The organism is Bacillus sp. DNRA2, assembly GCF_012843265.1.
Lineage (GTDB): Bacteria > Bacillota > Bacilli > Bacillales > Cytobacillaceae > Bacillus_BU.
The window spans coordinates 1-24,332 of the sequence record NZ_JABAIT010000012.1 but is presented as its reverse complement, the minus strand read 5'-3'; the positions used below and the strand labels follow the sequence as shown (position 1 = coordinate 24,332).

Here is a 24,332-nt window from a genome sequence, read left to right as displayed (position 1 = left end):
GAGTGTGCGAAATGAGGATAGCAAAAAAACTTGCACCAATCGTATTATTAACAGCATTAGCTGGAGGTATTTTATCAGGTTGCTCATCAGAAAAGACAGCCGCAGGCAGCGATTCTAAGACTAAGCAGGAAGATAAGGTATTACAATATTCCGGTGCGGCTGGAAGTGTTGAAATAGCTGAACTGGCTGAGGACCTAGGTTACTTAGGGGATATAAAGCTTGAAAACGCCGGTAGCTCTTCAGGGGGACCAGAAGACATTCAGCTAACAGCCACAAAACAAATAGATTTTGGGAATGCTTTTAACGGAGCAGTCATTAAATCTGTTTCAGAAGGTGTGAAGATTAAGTCGGTCATCGGTTCTTATGGTGTCGACGAAGTTACAAAGGGTGGATTATTTGTTCTTGAGGATAGTCCAATTAAAACGGCAAAAGATTTAATTGGTAAAAAAGTTGGTGTCAATACGTTAGGTGCGCAAGCTGAATTCTTTAATGTTCAGTATTTACGGGATAAGGGCTTAACGGAAAAAGAAATAGATAAAGTGCAATTAGTCGTGATTCCGACGGCCAATGCCGAACAAATTCTTCGCAGTGGACAAAATGATGCAGTAAGATTATCTGAGCTTGCAAAAGATTTAGCTTTAGAAAAAGGTGGAATTAGAGAAATTACTAATGATCTAGATATTTATGGTGGTCCATTTACAGCTGGTAGTTATTTCTTTGCTGATGATTATATTAAAGAAAATCCCAATACAGTAAAAACATTTGTTGAAGGTGTTGCAAAAGCACATGAGTGGGCGAAAACAACGCCAAGAGAAGAAGTTATTCAACGTTTAGAAAAAATAGTCAAAGGCCGCAACAATAATGAACCAACCGCAAATCTTAAATATTGGAAAAGCTTTGGTGTTGCTTCAAAGGGTGGAGTCATCCAACCGAAAGAATACACAGTTTGGGTTGATTACTTGGTGAACGATAAGCAATTGAAGAAAGGACAAGTAAAATTAGAAGAATTATATACAAATAAATTTAATTCCTTTGCAAAATAATTTTTTGTTTAATTCTGACTAATTTTATAAAAATAATCTGATTATTAGGAGTGATTGTAATGGGGAAAAACCAAATGAGATTAGGGGCATTCTTTATGTTGCCAGGACATCATGCTGCTGCATGGCGCCATCCAGATGCGCAAAAGGAGCATATTCTAAATTTTGACTTTATTAAAGAACAGGCATTAACAGCAGAACGTGGCAAATTTGATATGGTTTTCCTTGCGGATGGTGTATCTGCTCGTACATCGAACAAAGCATTTGCACATGAATCTACGGCACGCTTTGAACCCTTTACACTATTATCAGGACTTGCAGCAGTGACAAAAAATATTGGACTTGTCGGTACTGTTTCGACTACGTACAATGAACCGTTCAATGTTGCAAGAAAATTTGCTTCATTAGACCATTTAAGCAATGGTCGTGTAGGGTGGAATGTTGTTACAACAAGCGCTGGTAAGGAAGCGGCTCGTAACTTTGGACTTAGCAATGAAGTGCTTCATCAGGAGCGTTACGAACGAGCACATGAATTTGTGGATGTGGTTCAAAAGCTTTGGGATAGCTGGGAAGATGAGGCGATTGTTTTTGACCAAAAGGAAGGTATCTATTCTGATCCATCCAAGGTTCATCCGATTAATTTTGAAGGGAAATATTTATCAGTAGGGGGACCCTTAAATATTTCTCGCCCTGTTCAAGGGCATCCGGTTGTTGTTCAAGCAGGATCTTCGGAAGCCGGAAAAGAATTAGCAGCAAAAACAGCAGAGGTGATTTTCACAGCGTGGCAAACTTTAGAGGAAGCACAAGCTTTCTATCGCGATGTTAAAAGCCGGATGGCCAAGTATGGTAGAAATCCTGATGAACTAAAAATAATGCCAGGAGTTTTTCCAATCATTGGGCAAACGTTAGAAGAAGCCCAAGCAAAACGTCAACAATTTCTAAATTTAATTCCGGAGGAAGTCGGAGTAGCGAGATTGTCTAACCATTTAGGCGTAGATTTAAGAGGTTATCCGGTTGATGGCCCATTACCTGAATTGCCAGATGTATCACAAATAAATGGTAATAAAAGCCGATTCCAATTAGTGAAAGACATTGCAGAGCGGGATAACTTAACGATTCGCCAATTATACCAACATATTGCAGGCGCACGTGGCCATCGAGAAATAATCGGAACGCCAGAACAAATCGCCGATCAATTACAAGAATGGTTTGAGAATGGTGCTGCTGATGGTTTCAATATCATGCCGCCTGTGTTCCCAACAGGATTAACTGATTTCGTTGATTACGTCATTCCGGTGCTGCAAAAACGTGGTATATTTCGAACTGAGTATACAGGCGCAACCTTAAGAGAGAATTTAGGTTTGAAACGTCCGGAAAATCAATTCACAAAAGCATCGTTAACACGATAACAATTTAGGAGTATACATGCCCACTGGTCATCCAGAGGCTCACATTTTTTGTCCAGTACAAAAGTGTGAGCCTCTTTTATATTTTTTATGCTAAAAAAGGAGGGGTATAAGTGGCATCAATCGCACCTGAATTAGAAATAAGCGAAGAATTAAATAAGCAAACTGGCCCGGGACATCGTCCAAAGCTTGAATCGTTTAAATGGGTGTTTACCCTGTTCAAACGGTCGATCGTATTAATTTTATTAGGATTATTATGGGAAAATGCATCGCGTTTTAGTTCTATTAATCCAGCGTTTTGCCCGCCATTTACAGAAGTTTTGCAAGCCTGGTGGGAATTGGCCGTTTCTGGAGATTTATGGGTAGAGTTTTCAGCGAGCATCAGGCGCTCCTTGGCAGGTTTTAGTTTAGCATTACTGATTGGAATTCCGCTTGGATTATTGATTGGATGGTATCCTTTGGTAAGAGACTTATTAAATCCAACATTTGAGGTCTTTCGGAATACGGCAAGATTGGCGCTGTTACCCGTCTTTATTTTGTTTTTGGGGATCGGTGAAATATCGAAAATCACCATCGTTTTTTACGCTTGTATTATTCCGATATTATTAAATACGATTGCTGCCGTAAAGAGCGTTGATCTGTTACTAATAAAATCCGCCCGCTCAATGAATGTTTCTTCGTTTAAATTGTTTTTGAAAGTTATTTTTCCAGCATCGATTCCTTCGATATTCACCGGAATTCGGATGGCTGGGACTGGGTGTATTTTGGTGTTAATTGCGGCAGAAATGGTTGGGGCAAGAGAAGGTTTAGGCTTTTTGATTACCTATTCGCAATTTAATTTCCAAATTGCTGAAATGTATGCAGGAATTTTAACCATTTCGGCACTAGGTTTGATTGTAAATCAAGGGTTAATTTTATTAGAACAAAGATTTTCAAGATGGAAGCAGCTTCCAAAATAGAAAGAATGTGATGTTTTGCCAAACAAACAATTCGATTTAAAAATAATGCTCATAACAAATTTTATTGTCGCAGCTTCGATGACAATGATTATGCCCTTTATCTCTCTATATATTGCTACATTAGGTGACTACTCAACAAATGATATCCAAAAGTGGGCAGGCTTATGTTTTGGTGCAACATTTATCTCGGCATTTATTATGTCTCCCATTTGGGGTCGATTTGCGGATAAATACGGGTATAAGCCGATCATGATTATGAACTGCTTCGGGATGGCAACCAGTATTTTTTTAATGAATTATGTGCACAGTGTTGAACAGCTCTTCTTTTTGCGCCTCATCATGGGAACTGTTGCTGGATTTATTTCCACCTCTAACGCATTTGTCAGTAAAAATACACCGACTCAGATTGCAGGCAAAACGCTCGGAACTTTACAAATGGGAAGTGTTGGAGGTCATTTATTAGGTCCGATGATTGGCGGATTATTGGCTGATGCTGTTGGTTTTAGTTATACATTCCTGTTAACGGCGATTACGCTTTCGCTTGCAGCGGTGATCATCACGTTTGGGATTCATGAAGCTGATGTGAAAAATTCGAACAACCACGCTAACTACTCACGAAAAAATATCATTCTGGCAATCTTTCACCATCGATTATTAGTTAACATCATGTTGGTTGGGGCCTTGGTCCAAATCGGAAACTTTAGCATACAACCGCTGTTGTCTCTGTATGTTGCCCAGTTGACAGATGCTAGAAATGTATCTTTTCTTGCCGGGATTACCTTTAGTGCAACAGGAATTGGAACCTTTTTGTTTACCCGCTTTTGGGGAAGATTGGCGGATACAATTGGCTATGAAAAAGTATTAACTGGTTTGTTGTTTCTCAGTGTCTTTTTCGTAGTACCACAAGCGATTGTCACCTCACTTTGGCAACTAATCGCCTTGCGCGTCTTGTTCGGAATTTCTTCAGGCGGGCTATTGCCGATCATGATCGCGTTTATTAGGCGTGAGACCCCAGTGGAAGTACAGGGCGAGGTTATGGGCTACAATCAAAGCTTTAAGTTTTTGGGGAATGTAATTGGTCCTGTATTTGGCGGAACAGTCAGCAGTATTGCTTCAATCCCATTCGTATTTTACACAACGGGATTGTTATTTTTCATATCATCAATCATTGTGTTTGTGATTCAGAGAAAGCCAAAGCAACTATTGAAAGATGAATTAAAACTTCAAACTGAATGAAAAGGGGAATAGATGATGACAAACATTAAAACTAGAAAGCTATCAAATATTACATTGGGAGAAGATGTAGTAGCAGAATATCGAAAAGCCGAAAGCGAAGTTCATCCGTTGTTTTTAAGTCGGTGGTCTCCGCGTTCATACTCAGGAGAAAAAGTAGCGGAGAAAGACCTTGTTACTATTTTAGAAGCAGCTTCTTGGGCACCTTCTGCAAGTAATGAGCAGCCATGGAGATTTATTATAGCTCGCACAAACGAAGAGCGGACAATTTTTAACCAATTTATTCATCCGAGGAATCAATTGTGGTCAAACAAGGCGCCGGTGTTAATTCTTTTAGCTTCGAAAAATAAGAAAGCTAATAATGAACCAAATCATTTTCATGATTTTGATGCGGGAGCTGCGTGGGCAAATCTGGCTTTACAAGCAACTATTTTAGGACTTTCAACACGGGCAATTGGCGGATTTGATAAAGAAAAGGCAAAAGAAATACTCAATATCCCAGAAGATATTGACTTACAGGTAGTTATTGCGCTTGGATACAAGGGGGATTTGGAATCATTACAGGACGATTTTCAAAAATTAGAGAAACCAAATACAAGACGGTCGGTTAAAGAGAATATTTTCCAAGTCAATAAATAAAATAAAAAGCAATTGACAATTGCTAAAAATCAGATTAATATAATTATTAATCTAAGTAATCAAATCGGAATAAATAGAAATTTGTTCTAAACCGACTAATCCATTAGAGGTTTATTTCCTTCATTTGAGGGGAATAAACCTTTTTTAAATTTTGGCTGAGTTAATACTTAGTATTGATTTTACGCGAGTTGATTGGAGTGGAAGGCACGAAGACTCCTGCGGGAGTAGCTGGTATGGGAGACCCCGCAGGCGCGAAGGCGCCGAGGAGGCTCCCAACTAGCCCCTAAGGTGCGCGAAGTGCCTGAAGCGGAAATCAACATTCATGTTTAAAGAGTTTAATTTTAGAAAAAGAACTATATAGTCATAAGTTGACCAGACCACTGGAGACTTCCTTTTTTAGGAGGTCTTTTTCTGTTATTTACAACATTTAGGGAGATGAGAAAATGGCAGTTGAATTGAACGCAACATACAAGTTAGAAAATCAATTATATGACGTCAAGCGAAAAGCCGATGTACTCGTGATTGGTGGGGGACCTGCCGGAGCTTGGGCAGCACTAGCAGCAACAGAGCATGGTGCCTCAGTCATCCTTGTTGATAAAGGTTATTGCGGAACAAGTGGTGCAACAGCACCGTCAGGAAATGGGGTCTGGTACATCCAACCCGATGAAGCTGCGCGCGAAGAAGCGATGAAAAGCCGTGAAGCGTTGGGTGGTTATTTGGCGGAACGGAGCTGGATGAAGCGAGTTCTGGACCAAACCTACCAAAATGTTAACCAATTAGAAAAATGGGGTTATCCATTTCCAGTAGATGAGAACGGGGTTGCCCATAAACGCAGTCTGCAAGGACCAGAATATTTGAGATTATTACGAAAAAGATTAAATCGTGCCAAAGTGACGATTCTTGATCACAGTCCAGTCCTTGAGCTTTTATATGATGAAAATGGGGTTGCAGGTGCGGCTGGAATAAACTCTCAGACAAATCAAGTTTGGTCGATTCAAGCTAGCTCGGTTGTCATCGCTTCTGGCGGGTGCGCCTTTTTAAGCAAAGCACTGGGCTGCAATGTGTTAACTGGTGATGGCTACTTATTGGCTTCTGAAGCAGGGGCAGATTTTTCTGGAATGGAATTCTCAAATGCTTATGCCTTAGCACCGAAATATTCCTCAATCACGAAAACAGCATTTTATAATTGGGCTTCATTTACTTATGAGGATGGAAGTGTTGTTGTCGGCGCTGGCTCGCAAAGAGGCAGATCTGTCATTGCGAAAGCATTATTGCAAGGACAAAAAGTGTATGCGCAGTTGGATAAAGCAACTGATCCTAATTTGCAAAAATGGATGAGAGTGGCGCAACCAAACTTCTTTCTTCAATTCGACCGGATGGGGATCAACCCGTTTGAGAATCGCTTTGAAATGACGTTGCGCTTAGAAGGAACGGTTCGGGGAACAGGTGGAATTCGAATTGTTGATGAAACGTGCGCCACAAAAGTACCTGGCTTATACGCAGCAGGCGATGCCGCAACCCGAGAATTAATTTGCGGTGGCTTTACTGGCGGTGGAAGTTATAATGCTGCATGGGCCATTTCATCTGGGCAATGGTCAGGTGATGCAGCTGCGAAATACGCATTAACCTTTAACCGTAAAAAGCATAATCGTGTCCTCAAACGCAAACAAGTAGTAGGCATTCAGCAACAAGCTGCAAGCAAAGATCATTTAAGCGCAAATGAATTAACAAAGTTGGTTCAAGCTGAAGTAACTCCATTAGATATTAACTTATTTAGAACGAGTGACAAGCTTACCCCTTCATTGACACGATTAAATAACCTATGGGAAGAAGCAAGAGAAACGCTTGGTGAAGCAGATCGGGATATTGTCAGAGTTCGTGAAGCAGCGGCAATGCTTGCGACATCGCGCTTTATGTATACCACTGCTTTGGAAAGAAAAGAAACAAGAGGAATGCATAAACGTCTTGATTATCCAAGCATAGATGATAAACAACAATATCGATTAATTACAAGCGGTTTAGACGAAATCAGAGTGACAGCTGATCGTCTATTTCAAAATAGTTAAGGAGTGAATCAGTTTGATTGAATTATTAGTCGAAGAAAAATGCGTTGAATGCAATCAATGCGTCAAGGTTTGCCCAGTCAATGTTTTTGAGGCCAGGGATAATCAAGTCCCGATTATAGCCCGGCAAAGTGAGTGCCAGACATGCTATATGTGCGAGCTTTATTGTCCAGTAAATGCATTATACGTCGGACCTAATGCGGAAGAATCTGAGGAAATCTCCCCGCATGAAATTGAAGAAAAAGAACTACTAGGCAGTTATCGGAAAAATGTTGGCTGGGAGAAAGGCCAAAAATCAACTGCCAGTGACGACCTATTTTATAAATTTTATCTGAGGTAATGGAGTGGAGACAATGGAGAAGTTAGTTAAATTCAAGGGATTAATCGTGTTAATGACGTTGTTCGTTTTCCTTTTAACAGCGTGCAGTGGAAATTCGAAAAGCTCTGGTACAGAAAAATCAAGCAATGAAGCTTCACAAACTACTAAGGAAGGTAAAACGTTAAGACTTGGCTATATTAATGCAAGTGGTAACACAAACGGAGGCAAACCAGCTGTATCTGGGGCAGAAGGCTGGGCAATTGAAAAGGGCTATTTGCAGGAGGAATTAAAGAAAATCGGGATTACCGATATTAAATATTTTGCCTTTCCTAATGGTCCAAATCTAAATGAAGCTGTTGCTGCAGGGGAAATAGATTTAGGTATCTTTGGTGATACTCCTAGCCTACTTGCGAGAAGTTCAGGTCAAAAAACAAGATTAATTGGTTTTGCCAACATTCATTCCGATATTTGGCTTGTTACAAATAAGAAAAATGGCGTTACTAAAGTTGAAGACTTAAAAGGGAAAACGGTTGCCACTTCAAATGGCTCATATATGTTCCGTTACTTAATCGGACTTTTGGAAGAAAATAATCTATTAAATGATGTCAAAGTGGTTTCATTATTGCCAACAGAAGCGGCGGCATCATTAGAGCGTGGTGATATTCAAGCATATGCTTTCCCAACCTTTAATGGTCCGAAGCATTTGAAGCTTGGCTTCCCATTAATTGAACAGGCGAGTAAATCCACACCTCATTTAACTGGAAGTTCAGTGATTGTGGCAACTGAAAAATGGTTGGATGAAAATCCTAAATTTTTATCTGTATGGAATGAGACCAGGACAAAATCGGTAAAGGACTTAAAGGCACATGAAGATGAATTTTATCAATATGTTGCTGACGTAACAAAGCATGATTTGGATGTAGTAAAAGATAGCCTTCCGTTAGAAAACATTACCGAAGAAAGCTTCCCTGAAGAAGGTCTCAAACTATTAGAAGGAACGAAAAAATTCCTTGTTGAACAAAAATTCATTAAACAAGACTTTGAGTTAAAGGATTGGATTTTACGAGATAAATAGTTTGTCAGGGGAAAGGGCATAGTCGTATGCCCTTTCTGATTAAATAATAAGGGGTGATATCAATGAAAAAAATACGTATCCGCAATTTTATTCCGATTATTCTTCCGGTTTTATTCATCACTTCCTGGTTTTATATCACGGAAAAACAATTGATAGCTGCCTATCTAATCCCGTCACCTCTCGTTGTATTTGACACGATTGTTCAGTTCATGAATGATGGAACACTTTATGGGGATACGTGGATTAGCTTGAGCAGAATGCTGCAAGGCTTTGTTGCAGCTATTATTGTCGGCGTATCATTTGGAATCATCATGGGCTTGTATGCTCGGGTCGATCATTTATTTGCTGGAGTTTTTAATGCGATTCGAGTCATTCCTCCTTTGGCATGGATTCCGATTATTATCCTATGGTTTGGAATTGGTGAAACATCAAAAATCATTATTATTTTTAAAAGCGCCTTTTTCCCGATTTTACTCAATACAATTCAAGGAATTGAAGGGGTTCCGAAAGGTTATTTAGAGGTTTCGAAGCTCATGGGAGTCAGCAAAAGTAGGTATTTATTTCGAGTTATTTTACCGGCCGCCTTGCCTGCCATTTTTGTCGGCTTAAGACTGGGGCTTGGTGCTGCTTGGATGGCAGTAGTGGCAGCTGAATTAATTGCCTCTGATTCAGGTCTCGGCTACAGAATCACCCAGGGGCGTGAGCTGTCACAGCCAGATGTGATGGTGATTGGAATGGTTATGATTGGGTTAATTGGGGTAACGATGGATGCGCTCATTAAGCTCATCCAAACAAGAGTGCTTTCATGGCAACCGGGAATAAAATCATAGGAGGTCATACCATGCTTAGTAATGCTAATGCAAGAATCCTATTTGGGTCTAATAGGCAAAAAATAAAGATTTCTAATCTATCGAAATCCTTTCAGCAACGCAGCGGAAAACTTGATGTTTTGCAAAATATTAATTTAGATGTAAGAGAAGGAGAATTTTTAACAATCGTCGGTGCTAGTGGTTGTGGAAAAAGTACATTGCTGCGGATGATTGCTGGTTTGGATACAGCTTATGAAGGTAAAATTACGATTAATGATCAACTTGTTAAGGGAATTGGCAACGACAGGGGCATGGTTTTTCAGGACCATCGCTCATTTCCCTGGATGACAGTTGAGCAAAATATTGGCTTTGGTTTGGAGCACCTTCCCGCCAAGGAACGAAATCGCTTAATTGCTGAGCATATCGATTTGGTCGGTTTAACTGGTTTTGAAAAAGCAAAGCCTGGCGAGCTTTCTGGCGGCATGTCGCAACGGGTGGCTATTGCTAGAACATTAGTAAAAAAACCAGATATTATTCTCCTAGACGAACCGTTTGGTGCCCTTGACGCGCTAACACGGATTCAAATGCAGCATGAAATTTTGAGAATAAGAGAGCAGGCTAATATTACGATGATTTTGGTTACGCATGATATTGATGAAGCGGTTTTATTAGGCGACCGGGTAATCGTGATGACAAATAAACCCGGTCGGATTCAAAAAACGATACCAGTTTACTTGCCGCGACCGCGTGACCGAAATAGCCGGGATTTCATCAAAATTCGCGAACAAATCTTTCATTTGTTTTTTGAAAGTGAATCGCAACGGATTGCAGAGGATTATACGATTTAGGATTGAAATAACCGCACTAGCTGATTCTTTTCATCATTTGATAACATAGTTTCAGCAAGCGGGAACAGGAATTTTTCTTCCTTTGCAAAGTGCTGTATGAGTGTTGCATGTGCTTGAAAGGCGAAAACTGAAATCCATTGAGCTACATTTTCATCAATGGCAGAGCCCACCTTGTCAGCCTCAGTTAGAAAATCCAACAGATGTTGCTCTGCTTTCTCATGCTCAGCTTCCATCTCTTGGATGGTTCTATTATGATCACCAAGGTGTCTGGCCAATATCGGGAACAGACCTTGCTCCTCGCGTTTGGAATGTTGCTTAAGCTTATAATTGAAAGCAGTAATCTGCTGGTGTAATAACGTAAACAGATTTACTATACTAGGACCAGTTTCAAAATCGATTTCTTCAATGATTTCATAAAAAATTTCCATATCCTTACGGAGTGACACATGCTCATTCATTAATTGTTGCAGTGGAGCACTAAATCCATCCTTTGAAAATTCCATCGCAAAACACTCCTCCTCATCTGTATATATGAGTATGTAAAAAAACATTCTTATTGTTATCATTGACATGATTACCACTTTTTGTTCATACGTTATTTTTGGGGTGAGAAAATGCCAAGAATAAACTATCGAAGTTCAGACATCGATTTAATGGCAAGAATGATCAGAGCAGAAGCTGAGGGTGAAGGAAAACAAGGAATGTTATATGTTGGGAATGTTATAGTGAATCGGGTAAAAGCAAATTGTTTAGATTTTAAAAATTTAAGAACAGTCCCGCAAGTAATTTATCAAGTACAAGGTGGAAATTATTCATTTGAAGCGGTTCAAAAAGGTAACGTGTTTTATCAAAGAGCCAGATCGGTTGAAAAAAGATTAGCAAAACAGAATTTAGATTATTGGCGGCAACATCCAGGTAAGTTTGCGCTATGGTATTTCAATCCTTATGCACCATGCCCACCAACATGGTATGGTCAAACTTTAGCTGGTCAATTTAAAAATCATTGTTATTATGAACCAAAGTCCGGAAGTTGCGATAGCGTATATACAGGCGCTTAAACTTTCGGATTGAGTAAGTTTATATTTTCTGAAGCATTTCTCTATTGTTGAGGAATGCTTTTTTTATTTCCGATAATTGAAAAATTGAAAAAATAATTAAACAGCAAAAAGATTTCCATTTCCATTATCAACAATTATTTATTGAAAAACGATAAATGGTGTGGTAAATTTCAAATTAAGATATTAACGAGAAATTAATAAGTGAGGTGCTTTTTATGAAAAGAGGTTCAACATTATTTTTAAGGTTGGCTGTCTTTCTTATTGGAACGCCAATTTTTGCGCTAGGCATATATGGGTTCATTTGGTTACCAACCAATCCAGTAAATCCAGATTATGCTCAAATATTATATCCCATTGTAATCGGTATGTATATTTCAGTCATACCGTTTTTCGCGGCATTGTATCAGGCATTTAAGTTGTTAAGCTTTATTGATAAGAATCAAGCTTTCTCACAATTTTCGGTAGCCGCATTAAAGAATATAAAAATCTGTGCGTTAATCATTAGTGGCTTGTATGTAACAATTACCCCATTTGTATTTATGTTAGCTGAGTTAGATGATGCTCCTGGTCTCGTATTAGTCGGTATGGTTCCAATCTTTGCTTCAATGGTAATCGCTGTGTTTGCTGCAGTACTTCAAAAGCTATTAAAAGAAGCCATTGATATCAAATCTGAAAATGATTTAACAGTGTAGGGGTGGGGAAAATGGCGATCATTATTAATATTGATGTGATGTTGGCAAAACGTAAAATGAGTGTCACAGAACTATCGGAGCGGGTTGGAATCACGATGGCTAATCTATCTATTTTGAAAAATGGTAAGGCTAAAGCAATTAGGTTTTCAACTTTAGAAGCAATATGTAAAGCATTAAATTGCCAACCTGGAGATATTTTAGAATACCGAAATGAAGAGACATCAAAATGATTAAAGCACTACAACAACTCGTGCGGTTTGGCTTAGATCAGGCTCTATCTTGCGTGTTTCCTGTTGTCATTTTTGCTTCTTTGGCGCTTACCAAGTTCATGCCATTACCCTTCCTACCTCGCTATGACTGGTTGCTTGTGATTTGTCTTTTGATGCAGTGGTGGATGGTGCAATCAGGTCTTGAAACGGTGGATGAACTAAAGGTCATTACGCTGTTTCACCTTATCGGACTTGCGCTTGAATTGTTTAAGGTACATATGGGCTCCTGGTCATATCCAGATGAAGGATATATTAAAATTAATGGAGTACCATTGTATAGCGGATTTATGTACGCTAGTGTAGCCAGCTATCTCTGTCAGGCATGGAGGAGATTGAAGGTTGAATTGGTTAACTGGCCACCCTTATTGTTGGTTGTGCCGCTAGCAGCAGCGATTTATTTGAATTTTTTCACACACCATTTTTGGATTGACGTACGGTGGTGGTTGTCAGGATTGGTTATCCTTGTGTTCTGGAGGACATGGGTCATATATGAAGTGAATGGAACTTGTTACCGCATGCCACTTTCCCTTTCATTTTTCCTCATCGGATTTTTTATTTGGATTGCAGAAAATATTGCGACATTCTTTGGAGCTTGGCAATATCCGAACCAAACCGAAGCATGGAGTCTAGTTCACCTTGGAAAAGTGAGTTCATGGCTATTGTTAGTGATTGTAAGTTTTCTTATCGTAGCGTCATTAAAGCTGGTGAAGGGTAAAAGTACACTAACATAGATTTTGTAAATTTTTTTTACCGTTTTCAGAAAAGTTTGTTACAATTAGTGTAAAATTACACTAGGGGTGCTGTTTCAATGACGAAGTTTAATATTTTAGGATTGTCGGTCATTTTGGCTATAGTAGGTTTCATTTTTAGTATATTAATACAGTCAATGGCATATTGGGGGCCTGGTGGTTCCTTAACATGGACTGGATTCTGGTGTGGTGTTATTTTGTCATACTTTTGTTCGCTATCATCAATCGTTTGTATGTTATTAAATCGGGGTAAAAATGATTTTTTGGTGTTTTTTATAAACTTTTTATTAATTTCAGGTTCAATCTTGTGGACCACATTTATTATCATTGCTTGGCTATCTGGGATGTAAAGAAAAACTACAGTAATCTTCACTGTAATCTATATTTTCTGTAAATTCAGTATTGACAACTTGTGGTTATCAAGATATCATCATATTTAATTAAATAAATTTAAGCAAAGATTGGAAATAGTAGAAGGATTTATAATCTTATCAGAGAGCCGATGGTTGGTGAGAATCGGTAGTTATGACCTTTGAACTCATCCATGAGCTACTCCCTGAATTAACCAGTAGGGGATGTCGGTCTTCTACCGTTATGAAGATAGATGGTGATAGCCATCGAACATGAGTGGATTAATTTTTTCGAAGATTAATCAATTAGAGTGGTACCGCGAGCACGCCTCGTCTCTATATTTAGAGACGGGGCTTTTTTATTTTTACAAAGGCTGTGTTAAAGCTTAGTGTTGATTTTTTGCAAGTTGACCTTCGCTGCAGGCACGAAGACTCCTGCAGGAGTAGCTGGTATGGGAGACCCCACAGGCGCGAATGCGCCGAGGAGGCTCCCAACTAGCCCTGCGGAAAGCGAAGTGCCTGGAGCGGAAATCAACATTCGTGTTTAACACAGCCTTATACAAAAATAACAATCAACAATAAAAGGGTGGGAGTTAGAATGAAAAATATCGATAAATATTCTAGAGGGTACTTTATGCCGCTAACACAATGCTTGAAATGGACAGAAAAGGAGTATATTACAGAAGCTCCTACCTGGTGTAGCGTGGATTTACGCGATGGAAATCAAGCATTAATCATTCCAATGAGTCTTGAGGAAAAATTAGAATATTTTCAGTTGCTTTTACAAGTAGGTTTCAAGGAAATCGAAGTAGGTTTTCCTGCAGCCTCTGAAACCGAATTTGCATTTTTACGGACACTAATTGAAGAAAATCTGATTCCAGATGATGTGACAATCCAAGTTTTAACACAGTCGAGAGAACATATAATCAAAAAAACATTTGAAGCATTGCAAGGTGCGAAAAAAGCGGTTGTACATTTATACAATTCCACATCTGTCGCACAACGCGAGCAAGTATTTGGCAAATCTAAGGAAGAAATTACTGAAATTGCAGTAACAGGAGCAAAAATGCTGAAGAAATTTGCTGCTGAAACCGAAGGGAATTTCCAATTTCAGTATTCCCCAGAAAGCTTTACTGGGACCGAAGTGGAGTTTGCACTAGAAGTTTGTAATAAGGTTCTTGATATTTGGCAGCCGACAACTGACAACAAGGTCATAATTAACTTACCAGCTACAGTATCGATGTCTATGCCGCACGTTTACGCTAGTCAGATTGAATTTATGAGTGATAATTTGAATTTCCGTGAAAATGTTATCATATCACTTCATCCTCACAACGATAGAGGAACAGGCGTGGCAGATGCTGAACTAGGGATGCTTGCCGGTGCGCAAAGAGTCGAAGGGACATTGTTCGGAAATGGAGAAAGAACAGGGAATGTCGATATCGTAACGCTTGCATTAAACATGTTTTCACATGGGATTGATCCAAAGCTTAATTTTGAAAATATCCCTTACATTATTTCTAAATATGAGAAATTAACAAGAATGAGAGTTCATGAAAGACATCCATATGGCGGTGAACTTGTCTTTACAGCATTCTCTGGTTCCCATCAAGATGCGATTGCAAAAGGTATGAAATGGCGTGAGGAAAAGGATCCTCAGTATTGGTCTGTGCCATATTTATTAATTGATCCAATGGATATTGGAAGAGAATATGAAGGGGATATTATCCGAATTAACAGCCAATCCGGTAAGGGAGGAATCGGTTATATCCTCCAGCAAAAGTATGGAATTGAGCTTCCAGTCGAAATGCGCGAAAGCTTTGGATACAAAGTGAAAAGTGTTTCAGACCATAATCATAAGGAATTAATGCCAAATGAAATTTATGATATTTTTATCAAAGAATATTTAAATATTAATACACCAGTCGAATTGATCGGTCATAAATATACGCAAAATGGTCATTACGAAACGATTGTAAAAATTAGAGTAAATAATGAAGTACATGAATTCACAGGTGAGGGGAATGGGCGATTCGATGCTATCAGCAACGCACTTCAAACCAAACTTGGTATTGAATTTAAAGATGTCGTCTACAAACAGCATGCGCTTGAAATAGGCTCAGCTTCAAACGCGATGTCTTATGTAGGAATTACCGCAAATAATGGTACTGTGTATTGGGGGTGTGGAATCGATACTGACATTATGACATCTTCAGTAAAAGCGCTATTTAGCGCCGTTAACAACATGGTAACAAGTTTACAACTTCCGGTTGAAATTAGCTTTAATCATTCAAAAAAATAAGACGGAAAAATCCTAACATTCTTGTGAGATGTTAGGGTTTTTTTGTGTTTTTGTAAATATTCAACTATGCGAAAACATTAATTTTAAAAAGTTTTTTTGAAAAGCATTGACAATCGAAGTGAATTCATGATAAATTTATCTCGAATTAGAGATAATTTAATTCGAAATATACCTCAGAACTATATATTCGGATTTGATATCTCTGCTGGTTTACCTAGAAATTTAATGATATGACTGGGTAAACATTTTTTTAAAAAATATATCTCGAATTCGAGATAAAATAAAATCAAATGGAGGAATTTAACATGACAAAATGGACAGTAGATCAATCACATTCAAGCGTAGGATTTGAAGTAAAACACATGATGGTATCAAAGGTTAAAGGACAATTTGATGCATATACTGCAGAAGTAGAAGCTACAGATTTAGCAGATTTAACAACTGCTGCGATTTCATTCAAATTTGACGTAGCTAGCATTAACACACGTAGTGACGATCGTGATAACCACCTAAAATCAGCTGATTTCTTTGATGCAGAAGCTTTCGCAACAATTGATTTTAAATCAACAAGTATCACAAAAGATGGTAATGATTACAAAGTAACTGGTGATTTAACTATTAAGGACGTTACAAAACCAGTAACTTTTGATGTTGAGTATGGTGGTAAAGGAACAAATCCTTGGGGAGTAGAAGTGTACGGATTTGAAGCAGAAGCAAAAATTAACCGTGAAGAGTTTGGTCTTACTTGGAATGCAGCGCTTGAAACAGGCGGCGTACTTGTCGGTAAAGATGTAAAAATTAAAGTTGAATTAGAAGTAAACCCAGCTTAATTTTGGAAGTATCAATAAAAAGCGACTAAAGGATGGATTGCTCCATCCTTTGGTCGCTTTTTTCTGTGGTGATTCTGGACATTAGGTACCTTATTTTCAAAAATAAGCTACTCAGAAAGGTTTTTCGGACATTGAGTTCTCTATTTGCTAAAAATACTTGATAATTAACTAACTCTAAGTAAAATAGAGGAACGTATGTCCAATAAATAGTGAAAACACAATATTTGACTCAAATAAAGGAATGTATGTCCGCACCATTATTTGGTTTACAAATTGATGTTACACTTTTACGTAAAGAAAAGGTCAATCTTTTTTTCCTCTATTGTTAGCTTTTGTGGTCGTCTCTTTTAATGTTACGATAAGTATGGGAAGATTTACGAAATTTTTAGGGGGATACCCTCCGAATTGATTAAGTGGTGATATTTTGAAATCCAGTGTTTTCTTATCTATCATAATGACTGTAATTACATATGTATGTTTTCATAAGCTCATTTTTAATTTATCAACGTATTTGCATCCTATTGCCATTTTCGTTGTTATTTTCTGTTTATTTATATTTTATTTTTTTATAGCATTGTTTTTTCAAAAAAAGAAAATTACTTTGTCGATAAGGTTCATTCATTACTTAATAATCATGTATTCCATTGCTCTCTTTATCCTATTGTTTTTTAGACCGAATGAACAAGATTATGATTCTATGAACTTAAAACCCTTCGCAACGATTTTTAATTATTTATCCGGACAGGTAAATTTCCTCATTGCTTTTTATAACATCGCAGCAAATATTGGATTATTTATACCGTATGGGTTGTATATAGATTTGAAGACAAAATCTGCAAAATATCGTTATTTTTTTCAAATCATCATCCCAATCTTTGTGATTTCAGCTATCGAGTTTCTTCAATACATTACGCAGCGAGGTAGTTTGGATATTGATGACCTCATTTTAAATGTAATAGGGGTTTATGTAGGTTATGGTTTTGCTCCGATAATAAAACGAATCATACAAGTAGATGAAAAATAATTTTTGGAAAATAGGGAAACGTATCACTAAAAATGTAGATGAGGCATGTGTATGAAGTTTCTTGTTATTGGCGCAATTATAATAGGAGCGATTGTATTTTCGTTGTTACCGATTTTATCGGCACATTTTTTTGAACCAACCTTAAAAGATAGCATTAAATTCAATTTGTATTTTCTTCCGCTATCTTTTATAGGTAATATTGTACTGTCTTGGGGCTTCATTCAAGGGAGCAAAATATTTGGTAATACGGTAATGCTTGGTGGGATTCAAACGGGTGTCTATGCCGTTCTTGTTACCGTATTATCAATTTTGTTTTTACATCAAAAAATATCGGTATATTCGATAATAGGTCTTTTTCTAATCGGGATTGGTACGATTTTTTTAAATAAATAACTCTTAATTTGTAGTGAAAAAAGGATAGAAAGGTGTCTAAACCCATCTATCCTTTAAATATTTTCAATTTAGGCCGAAAAAGCTACTTTTCAGTTGAATTCCCTGAGCCTTGCTTCAGTTTCTTTCTTCCAAGCATCACCACAAAACCTGCTGCGGCTATAGCTGCAACCGATCCACAACCTAGTCCGCATGCTCCACATGACCCAGTGCATAGGGAGCTAGCTGATCCGGTTAAGGATGTCCCAACTGTTAAGCCAGCTGCTCCTATACCAGTCGATAAAGTGGTGAATTTTTTCCTAGTATTTGAAATTGATTTTATCATGATTACACCCCTTCGTTAATACTAGGTTTTTCAATTGGAGCCTGAGGTGCAGTTCTAGATTCCCAGCCACGCTCGCCACGGCCGTAGCAAATCGCATTAGTAGGGCATGCTGCAGTACATTGACGGCATGTTATACAATGATGGATATTGTATTGAATCTTTTTATCCTCTGCTTTTTTTAGAGCACCCATTGGGCAAGCTTTTACACATGATTCACAGCTGACACATTTCGCTTTGTCATATTTTAATTTATAAGTAAAGCCAAAGAGTGCACCGACACTGTGAACGAAACTTTGAACTGCGCCAACTGGGCACATATAATTACAGTAGCCTCGACCACCTTTAGCAAGAAGTCCGAATAAAACAAGCCAGAGAAAACCAGTTAAAATAACGGTTGAACTCATTACACCAACATCACCCCAAAATCCACCGGTAAGCATGCGCTCAAAGAAGCCGTATCCGCAATAAGCGCAACTAATGGATCCAGTAGTAAGAGGGGCGATGACAAATCCAGCTAAAAATCCATAGCGTACTGGAGCAGGATTGACAATGCCTGACCAATTAATTTTCCATTTGTCTGGCCATAGGCGACTCAAGTATTCAGTAAATGCTCCGGCAGCGCACAATCTTCCGCAGAAAAATGGACCTATTAAAAAGGCGGAGCCTAACAAAAGGATGACACTGACTCCCCAAACTGACATCACATCCAAGCCTTTACCACTTAACAAGTCACCAAGTGGCATACGGAGGCAGGTTCCATGAATATCTCCTTCCTTACCTTGACCGAACAGCATGTTTAAGCCACGATTAAATAAAGCAAAAGGTGCGTAAAAGAGGATAAGTCCAAAAATGTACCAGGCACCGCGCCGATACAGATAATTTCGTGAGCGTTTTTGCACCTTACTTAATCGTTTTTGTTTCAATGTAAACCACTTCATTTAAAAGCTCCTCCTAGTGACAATTCTCTTCCTTTTTGTCCTTTTCGTTTGACTGTTTGTTTTCGGTAGGCTTGCCAGTATTGTTTTCTTTTCCTTTTATACCTTCACTAGGCTTACCTTTACCTTTTCCACCCCATTGACCAAAGGCGGGCTGTGGCTTAATGTTTAGCTTTTTATAAGGATCACCATAATCTGAATTCACAATATGAACCGGAATGCTGCTAAAAATTGATTGATCTTTTTGGTTAATAAATTGGATTTCTCCTGAAAAGCCAACCAATTGATCTCGGTATTTTTTGGGTACTTCAACTGCTAGATCTATCTTAAAAACTTGTTCTGGCTTGAGTGGCTGTTTTAAAGCGTAAGTCTTATGGTCATATTCCATCTCGGGGATTTCTAGTTCGACTTCACCAGGAAAACCCTTTAACATAATTTGAACGCTTAAATCTTCCATGCTGGTGTTCTGGATTCCCATTGGTCCGTGACCGTTTGAAATGGATACTAAACCGGGCTGAATTAGCTTTTTAGGCCAACCTTGTTTTGCTAAATCTAGAACAATAGGGTAATTGTCCTTCCCAGGAATCTTGGCCTGGAATGAAGCTTTTTCGGCAGAAAGAGCAGTACGATACACCCCCGCACCTAGAACAATCCCAATTGTTACAATAAAAAGAATCATCTTGGAAAATGAATTTTTAATCGACTTTTTCAATTTATATCCCCCATTTGTCTTATTCGGGTTCATTCTATTTAATAGTTGTGAGAAAATTATGATATATTTCAAAAGTTTTCATGAAGTTTAAGAAAAGTTTTTATGAAGTTTTTTGTCTAATTTTCGAACATGGTGAAACAAATGAGATTATTGATATATATGACTATCTTTTTGGGAAATAGTTAGTATAATAACTATATAGTTAGTGCGCTAACTAATTTGGAGGAGAGATTAAAAATGGAAAATATCGGTTATTTAATGATGAAGGTTTCAAAGGAGTTAAGATATGCGCTATCAAAGAAATTAGCATTTTACGACTTGACCTCATCTCAGTGGGCAGTAATGAAACAGCTCGATATTGAAGAACAAATTCAATCTTCACTAAATAAAAAAACAGCTGTGGAACTTGCAGCTCGCTTGGATTTTGATAAACCAACGATTTCAGGAATCGTGAAGCGCTTAATTGAGAAAGAAATGATTAGAAGAGAAGTACACCCGAATGATCGGCGAGCATCAGTTTTATTTTTAACAAAGGAAGCGAAGGAACTGATTCCTGTTATTGATGAGGTTTGTGATGTTGTAATCGAGCACTCCTTACGTGCATTTGATTCGAATGAAAAGGCAATGTTTTTACAATTATTAAAAAAAATCGATAAGACGTTAATTAAGGAGGAGTAGAGTTGACAACTGTACTCGTTACCGGATCAACTGGCAATATTGGTAGTTTTGTAGTTGACCATTTACTCAAAAGAGAAGTCAAAGTAAAGGCAGCAGTGACAAATTTTGAAAGAGGAAAGCAAATATTTAATGGAAAGAATTTAAATTTAATAGAGTTTGACTTTAAAAAGTCAGATACATATAAAAGCGCGTTAGCGGAGGTGGATAAGATATTTCTTGTTCGACCACCGCAATTAGCTTCACCGAAGGAGGACATGCTGCCATTTTTGAAAGAGGCTAAAAAGGCGGGTGTTCAGCACATTGTTTTTGTCTCTTTAATGGGCGTTGAGAATAATCCAGTCGTGCCGCATCGGAAAATTGAGGGATTTATTCGTGATTTGGGTTTTAAATATACTTTCTTGAGACCTAGTTTTTTTATGCAAAACCTGAATACAACTCATTTAGATGATGTGGTTAAGAGGAACGAATTATTTATGCCAGTTGGTTCTGCGAAAACGAGTTTTATTGATACTAGGGACATCGCCGAGGTTGCAGCAATTTGTATAACCGAAACTGAACATGAAAATATGGCGTACACTCTTACTGGGAATGAAGCGATAACATATTTTGAAGCTGCTGACATTATGACCGAGGTTTTGGGGCGCAATATTACTTATTGTAATCCTAGGATTTTTGAATTTCGCAGGACGATTATGAAAAGAGGGACACCGAAGAATTTTGCAAATGTCATGACAATGCTTTATGTAATGACAAGATTTGGTACAGCTGAAAAAATCACTGAAACAACAGAGAACCTGTTGAAGAGGAAACCGATTACCTTTCGTGAATATGTGGAGGACTTTAAAGAGGATTTCCAAAAGAAGAATTATGAGAATATACAGAAAGACTAACCAGCCTCGGTTAGTCTCTTACAATTTCAACTTATATTGACTTCAAATAGTACCAAATTAAATTGGTAAAGGTGTGTACTTGAGATTCGATTGTTGTTCCTTGAAATTGTTGTTGAAACGGCTTAAAAAATTGCTGAAGAACAACCTTGCGGATCCGTTCACGCTGTAATTCGCTCATAAGCGCCTCGAATAAATCCTCTTGTTCCTCATTGAATTCTATTTGCTGCTTGAGATTATCAGCAAAATCCTGAAGCTCCTGAAGCGTAATCGCTTTTTTATCTACTTTTGAACGAAGAATATCAACGGCAGATTCATTTATAAGCGATGTATTATTTTTAAGCATATTTGGGAGTATCAATTCAACGTAGGATAAAATGACATCCACTAATCGATTTAATGAATACTCACTATTGGTAACACGCATGGTGAATAGCATGTGCTGCAGCATGCCGTAAAATAAAATCGTACCCTCAAAAGCATATTCGTGAATTTCCTCACCAATCACTTCAATCATACGATTTTCAAGCCACTCTAATTCAATAATCCGATGACGCAAGACTAATCTTTTCAGATCCTTTTCATTAGAAGCTAGAATGGTTTCAAATAGTGCACTTAAATTCCGTTCTTCATTTAAGCGAATTAAAATGGTGATTTGTTCGATAAAAACAGAGCGATCCTGTGCATTTTTACCAAATTGGATGGCGATGCGCTGCTGACTGGCATCATAACGTAAATATTCTAATATATCGGCAACACAATCATTTTTTGAAGTGAAATAATTGTAAAAGGTTCCTTTTGAAATGTTGGCTTTTTCGATAATTTCCTGAACTGAGGTGTGCTGGATGCCTTTTTCAACAAACAGCTTTAATGCAACATCTGCTACTTTTCTCTTTCGATTAATCATTCTTTCCTCCTGTGACCCTATTAACTTAAGTATAATTTCCCTTATCCGGAAAAACAACCGTTATACGTTCGGTATAAAATTATTGCCAAAATTACACGAGGAGTATAAAATGAATCAAGTATATAAATTCGAAACGGATAGAGGGATATAAAGAATGGAATCAACTTTAAAAAATAATAAGCCACCCTATATGATGCTCGCGATTCTTTTCATTGGGGCCTTTGTATCATTTCTAAATAACTCATTGTTGAATGTTGCGTTACCATCCATCATGGTTGATTTAGAGATTAAAGATTATTCAACGGTTCAATGGTTGGCTACCGGTTATATGCTTGTCAGTGGGGTATTGATTCCAACGTCAGCGTTTTTATTGACTAGATTTTCAAATCGTCAATTATTAATCACTTCCATGACAATCTTTACATTAGGGACCGCTTTAGCTGCGTATGCACCTAATTTTGGCATGTTGCTTACAGGTCGAATGATTCAGGCAGCTGGATCATCAGCTTTGGGACCATTGTTAATGAATATTATGTTAGTCAGTTTTCCACGTGAAAAGCGGGGAGCTGCGATGGGGATTTTTGGTTTAGTAATGATATCGGCTCCGGCGATTGGTCCTACTTTATCAGGTTATATTGTTGAATACTATGACTGGCGCCTGCTGTTTGAAATGATTTTACCATTAGCCATCATCAGTTTAGTGCTGTCTATTTGGAAATCGCAAAACATTATGGAGCAAAATAAAAAATCTTCCTTGGATTATTTATCTGTAGTGTTATCGAGTGCTGGTTTTGGTGGGATATTATATGGATGTAGCTCCGCTAGCTCAGATGGTTGGACGGATGGTATTGTATTAACAACATTAATTGTTGGCGGACTTGCTTTAATTGGTTTTATCATCCGTCAATTAATGATGGAAAAACCCTTATTGGATCTACGTGTATATAAATATCCGATGTTTGCTCTAGGTTCAGTTATTGCGATGGTAAATTCAGTTGCGATGTTTTCTGGGATGATTTTAACACCAGCTTATGTACAAAGCGTGCGCGGCATTTCTCCTTTGGATTCAGGCTTAATGATGTTACCAGGTGCAGTTATCATGGGACTAATGTCACCGATAACTGGTAAGCTTTTTGATAAAATCGGACCACGCGTGTTAGCAATCTTGGGACTTTCGATTATGGCCGTTTCCACCTATTTGCTAGCGCACCTGCAAATTGATTCATCCTACACCTTTATCATCCTTATTTATTCAATGCGGATGTTCGGGATGTCAATGGTGATGATGCCAATTATGACAAATGGTTTGAATTCATTGCCAACACGTTTAAACCCACATGGTACGGCAATTAACAATACTGCCCAACAGGTTTCAGGATCGATTGGAACAGCTGTTTTAGTAACGATTATGAACTCAGTAACGAAAGACGAAGCAAAGAGTTTAATGGCAACCATTGATCCGACAACATTAACAGAGGCATCAACTGCAGCATTAACCCACCAGGCTTTGCTTGCGGGAATTCAATATTCCTTCTACGTTACCTTTGTAGTAAATCTGGTTGCATTAGTGCTGGCGTTATTTGTAAAACGTGTAGATACAAGTGAAGAAGCTGTTAGCAAACTCGAAAATCAACAAAATGCAGCAACTAAACCTGTATCCGTATCTTAAGTAATTTTTAAAAATAAAGCTCATATATATTGAAAAAGTGGAGATTTCATCGTGATTTCTCCACTTTTGTGCGCTTGGCAGCGTATCGGACTAACGGGTGAAAGTCCCGAACACACCGTTTGTGGCGGAAGTGTATAGCTGACAGGTAGTGCGTGTCCGTGAGG

Annotated in this window: 26 protein-coding genes and 1 other annotated feature; of the genes, 21 read left to right on the top strand and 5 right to left on the bottom strand. The window is 38.1% G+C overall.

What is annotated here, in order from left to right; genetic code table 11:
• Positions 1–11: 11 nt before the first annotated feature.
• The 10 genes from HHO41_RS11605 (at position 12) to HHO41_RS11560 (ending at position 10,391) form a co-directional block, all read left to right on the top strand.
• The gene (locus HHO41_RS11605; RefSeq protein WP_169098721.1) at positions 12–1,043 is read left to right on the top strand and encodes an ABC transporter substrate-binding protein; all 1,032 of its coding nucleotides are present in this window, start codon (positions 12–14) and stop codon (positions 1,041–1,043) included.
• Between the two features lie 59 nt (positions 1,044–1,102).
• On the top strand, positions 1,103–2,449 hold the full coding sequence (locus tag HHO41_RS11600) for an LLM class flavin-dependent oxidoreductase (RefSeq protein WP_169098719.1): 1,347 nt from the start codon (positions 1,103–1,105) through the stop codon (positions 2,447–2,449).
• Between the two features lie 110 nt (positions 2,450–2,559).
• Complete coding sequence (locus tag HHO41_RS11595) at positions 2,560–3,405, top strand: ABC transporter permease (protein WP_169098716.1); 846 nt, start codon at positions 2,560–2,562, stop codon at positions 3,403–3,405.
• 15 nt (positions 3,406–3,420) lie between these two features.
• Positions 3,421–4,641, top strand: a complete 1,221-nt coding sequence (locus HHO41_RS11590) for an MFS transporter (protein ID WP_169098714.1) — start codon at positions 3,421–3,423, stop codon at positions 4,639–4,641.
• A 15-nt stretch (positions 4,642–4,656) separates the two neighbouring features.
• Positions 4,657–5,277 carry a nitroreductase family protein gene (locus HHO41_RS11585; protein WP_169098712.1) on the top strand — a complete coding sequence of 207 codons (621 nt, stop codon included), beginning with the start codon at positions 4,657–4,659 and terminating at the stop codon, positions 5,275–5,277.
• Positions 5,278–5,720: 443 nt separating this feature from the next.
• Positions 5,721–7,343 carry an FAD-dependent oxidoreductase gene (locus HHO41_RS11580; protein ID WP_169098710.1) on the top strand — a complete coding sequence of 541 codons (1,623 nt, stop codon included), beginning with the start codon at positions 5,721–5,723 and terminating at the stop codon, positions 7,341–7,343.
• Between the two features lie 13 nt (positions 7,344–7,356).
• Positions 7,357–7,680, top strand: coding sequence for a 4Fe-4S dicluster domain-containing protein (locus tag HHO41_RS11575; RefSeq protein ID WP_169098708.1), 324 nt, complete (start codon positions 7,357–7,359; stop codon positions 7,678–7,680).
• 13 nt (positions 7,681–7,693) lie between these two features.
• On the top strand, positions 7,694–8,734 hold the full coding sequence (locus tag HHO41_RS11570) for an ABC transporter substrate-binding protein (protein WP_169098706.1): 1,041 nt from the start codon (positions 7,694–7,696) through the stop codon (positions 8,732–8,734).
• 62 nt (positions 8,735–8,796) lie between these two features.
• Positions 8,797–9,564, top strand: a complete 768-nt coding sequence (locus HHO41_RS11565; RefSeq protein WP_169098705.1) for an ABC transporter permease — start codon at positions 8,797–8,799, stop codon at positions 9,562–9,564.
• A gap of 11 nt (positions 9,565–9,575) precedes the next feature.
• Complete coding sequence (locus tag HHO41_RS11560; protein ID WP_169098703.1) at positions 9,576–10,391, top strand: ABC transporter ATP-binding protein; 816 nt, start codon at positions 9,576–9,578, stop codon at positions 10,389–10,391.
• Here the strand turns inward: HHO41_RS11560 and HHO41_RS11555 are convergent.
• Positions 10,388–10,894: a hemerythrin domain-containing protein gene (locus HHO41_RS11555; protein ID WP_169098701.1), complete on the bottom strand. Its 507-nt coding sequence runs from the start codon at positions 10,892–10,894 to the stop codon at positions 10,388–10,390. The two genes, HHO41_RS11560 and HHO41_RS11555, sit on opposite strands and share 4 nt — an antisense overlap.
• Positions 10,895–11,005: 111 nt before the next feature.
• On the opposite strand from HHO41_RS11555, the gene HHO41_RS11550 reads away from it, so the two are divergent.
• The 8 genes from HHO41_RS11550 (at position 11,006) to HHO41_RS11510 (ending at position 18,058) form a co-directional block, all read left to right on the top strand.
• A complete protein-coding gene (locus tag HHO41_RS11550; RefSeq protein ID WP_169098699.1) occupies positions 11,006–11,449 on the top strand; it encodes a cell wall hydrolase in 444 nt (147 codons plus the stop codon).
• Positions 11,450–11,664: 215 nt separating this feature from the next.
• Positions 11,665–12,141: a DUF2975 domain-containing protein gene (locus HHO41_RS11545; RefSeq protein WP_169098697.1), complete on the top strand. Its 477-nt coding sequence runs from the start codon at positions 11,665–11,667 to the stop codon at positions 12,139–12,141.
• 11 nt (positions 12,142–12,152) lie between these two features.
• Positions 12,153–12,371 (top strand): helix-turn-helix domain-containing protein, encoded by a 219-nt coding sequence (locus tag HHO41_RS11540; protein WP_169098695.1) that lies wholly within the window; start codon positions 12,153–12,155, stop codon positions 12,369–12,371.
• Entirely contained in the window at positions 12,368–13,141 is a 774-nt protein-coding gene (locus tag HHO41_RS11535) for a DUF817 domain-containing protein (RefSeq protein WP_211171133.1), read from the top strand. Before HHO41_RS11540 ends, HHO41_RS11535 begins: the two co-directional genes overlap by 4 nt.
• A gap of 466 nt (positions 13,142–13,607) precedes the next feature.
• Positions 13,608–13,850, top strand: a binding site (T-box leader).
• Positions 13,851–14,107: 257 nt separating this feature from the next.
• Complete coding sequence (locus HHO41_RS11525; RefSeq protein WP_169098693.1) at positions 14,108–15,811, top strand: 2-isopropylmalate synthase; 1,704 nt, start codon at positions 14,108–14,110, stop codon at positions 15,809–15,811.
• Between the two features lie 305 nt (positions 15,812–16,116).
• Complete coding sequence (locus HHO41_RS11520; RefSeq protein ID WP_169098691.1) at positions 16,117–16,641, top strand: YceI family protein; 525 nt, start codon at positions 16,117–16,119, stop codon at positions 16,639–16,641.
• A 454-nt stretch (positions 16,642–17,095) separates the two neighbouring features.
• Positions 17,096–17,665 (top strand): VanZ family protein, encoded by a 570-nt coding sequence (locus tag HHO41_RS11515; protein ID WP_348981267.1) that lies wholly within the window; start codon positions 17,096–17,098, stop codon positions 17,663–17,665.
• Between the two features lie 51 nt (positions 17,666–17,716).
• Positions 17,717–18,058 (top strand): hypothetical protein, encoded by a 342-nt coding sequence (locus HHO41_RS11510; RefSeq protein ID WP_169098687.1) that lies wholly within the window; start codon positions 17,717–17,719, stop codon positions 18,056–18,058.
• Positions 18,059–18,140: 82 nt separating this feature from the next.
• Here the strand turns inward: HHO41_RS11510 and HHO41_RS11505 are convergent, their stop codons facing one another.
• Genes HHO41_RS11505 through HHO41_RS11495 form a run of 3 tightly spaced genes read right to left on the bottom strand, consistent with a single transcriptional unit; the run spans position 18,141 to position 20,027 of the window.
• Positions 18,141–18,380 carry a hypothetical protein gene (locus tag HHO41_RS11505; protein ID WP_169098685.1) on the bottom strand — a complete coding sequence of 80 codons (240 nt, stop codon included), beginning with the start codon at positions 18,378–18,380 and terminating at the stop codon, positions 18,141–18,143.
• Positions 18,381–18,382: 2 nt separating this feature from the next.
• Entirely contained in the window at positions 18,383–19,318 is a 936-nt protein-coding gene (locus HHO41_RS11500; protein WP_169098683.1) for a 4Fe-4S binding protein, read from the bottom strand.
• Positions 19,319–19,331: 13 nt separating this feature from the next.
• Positions 19,332–20,027 carry a hypothetical protein gene (locus HHO41_RS11495; RefSeq protein WP_169098681.1) on the bottom strand — a complete coding sequence of 232 codons (696 nt, stop codon included), beginning with the start codon at positions 20,025–20,027 and terminating at the stop codon, positions 19,332–19,334.
• A 237-nt stretch (positions 20,028–20,264) separates the two neighbouring features.
• Between HHO41_RS11495 and HHO41_RS11490 the strand changes: the two genes are divergently transcribed.
• On the top strand, positions 20,265–20,705 hold the full coding sequence (locus HHO41_RS11490) for a MarR family winged helix-turn-helix transcriptional regulator (protein WP_169098679.1): 441 nt from the start codon (positions 20,265–20,267) through the stop codon (positions 20,703–20,705).
• A 2-nt stretch (positions 20,706–20,707) separates the two neighbouring features.
• Complete coding sequence (locus HHO41_RS11485; RefSeq protein ID WP_169098677.1) at positions 20,708–21,595, top strand: SDR family oxidoreductase; 888 nt, start codon at positions 20,708–20,710, stop codon at positions 21,593–21,595.
• Positions 21,596–21,626: 31 nt separating this feature from the next.
• Here the strand turns inward: HHO41_RS11485 and HHO41_RS11480 are convergent, their stop codons facing one another.
• Entirely contained in the window at positions 21,627–22,499 is an 873-nt protein-coding gene (locus HHO41_RS11480) for a TetR/AcrR family transcriptional regulator (RefSeq protein ID WP_169098674.1), read from the bottom strand.
• 154 nt (positions 22,500–22,653) lie between these two features.
• Here HHO41_RS11480 and HHO41_RS11475 point away from each other — a divergent pair, with 154 nt between their 5' ends.
• On the top strand, positions 22,654–24,168 hold the full coding sequence (locus tag HHO41_RS11475; protein WP_169098672.1) for a DHA2 family efflux MFS transporter permease subunit: 1,515 nt from the start codon (positions 22,654–22,656) through the stop codon (positions 24,166–24,168).
• Positions 24,169–24,332: the final 164 nt, after the last annotated feature.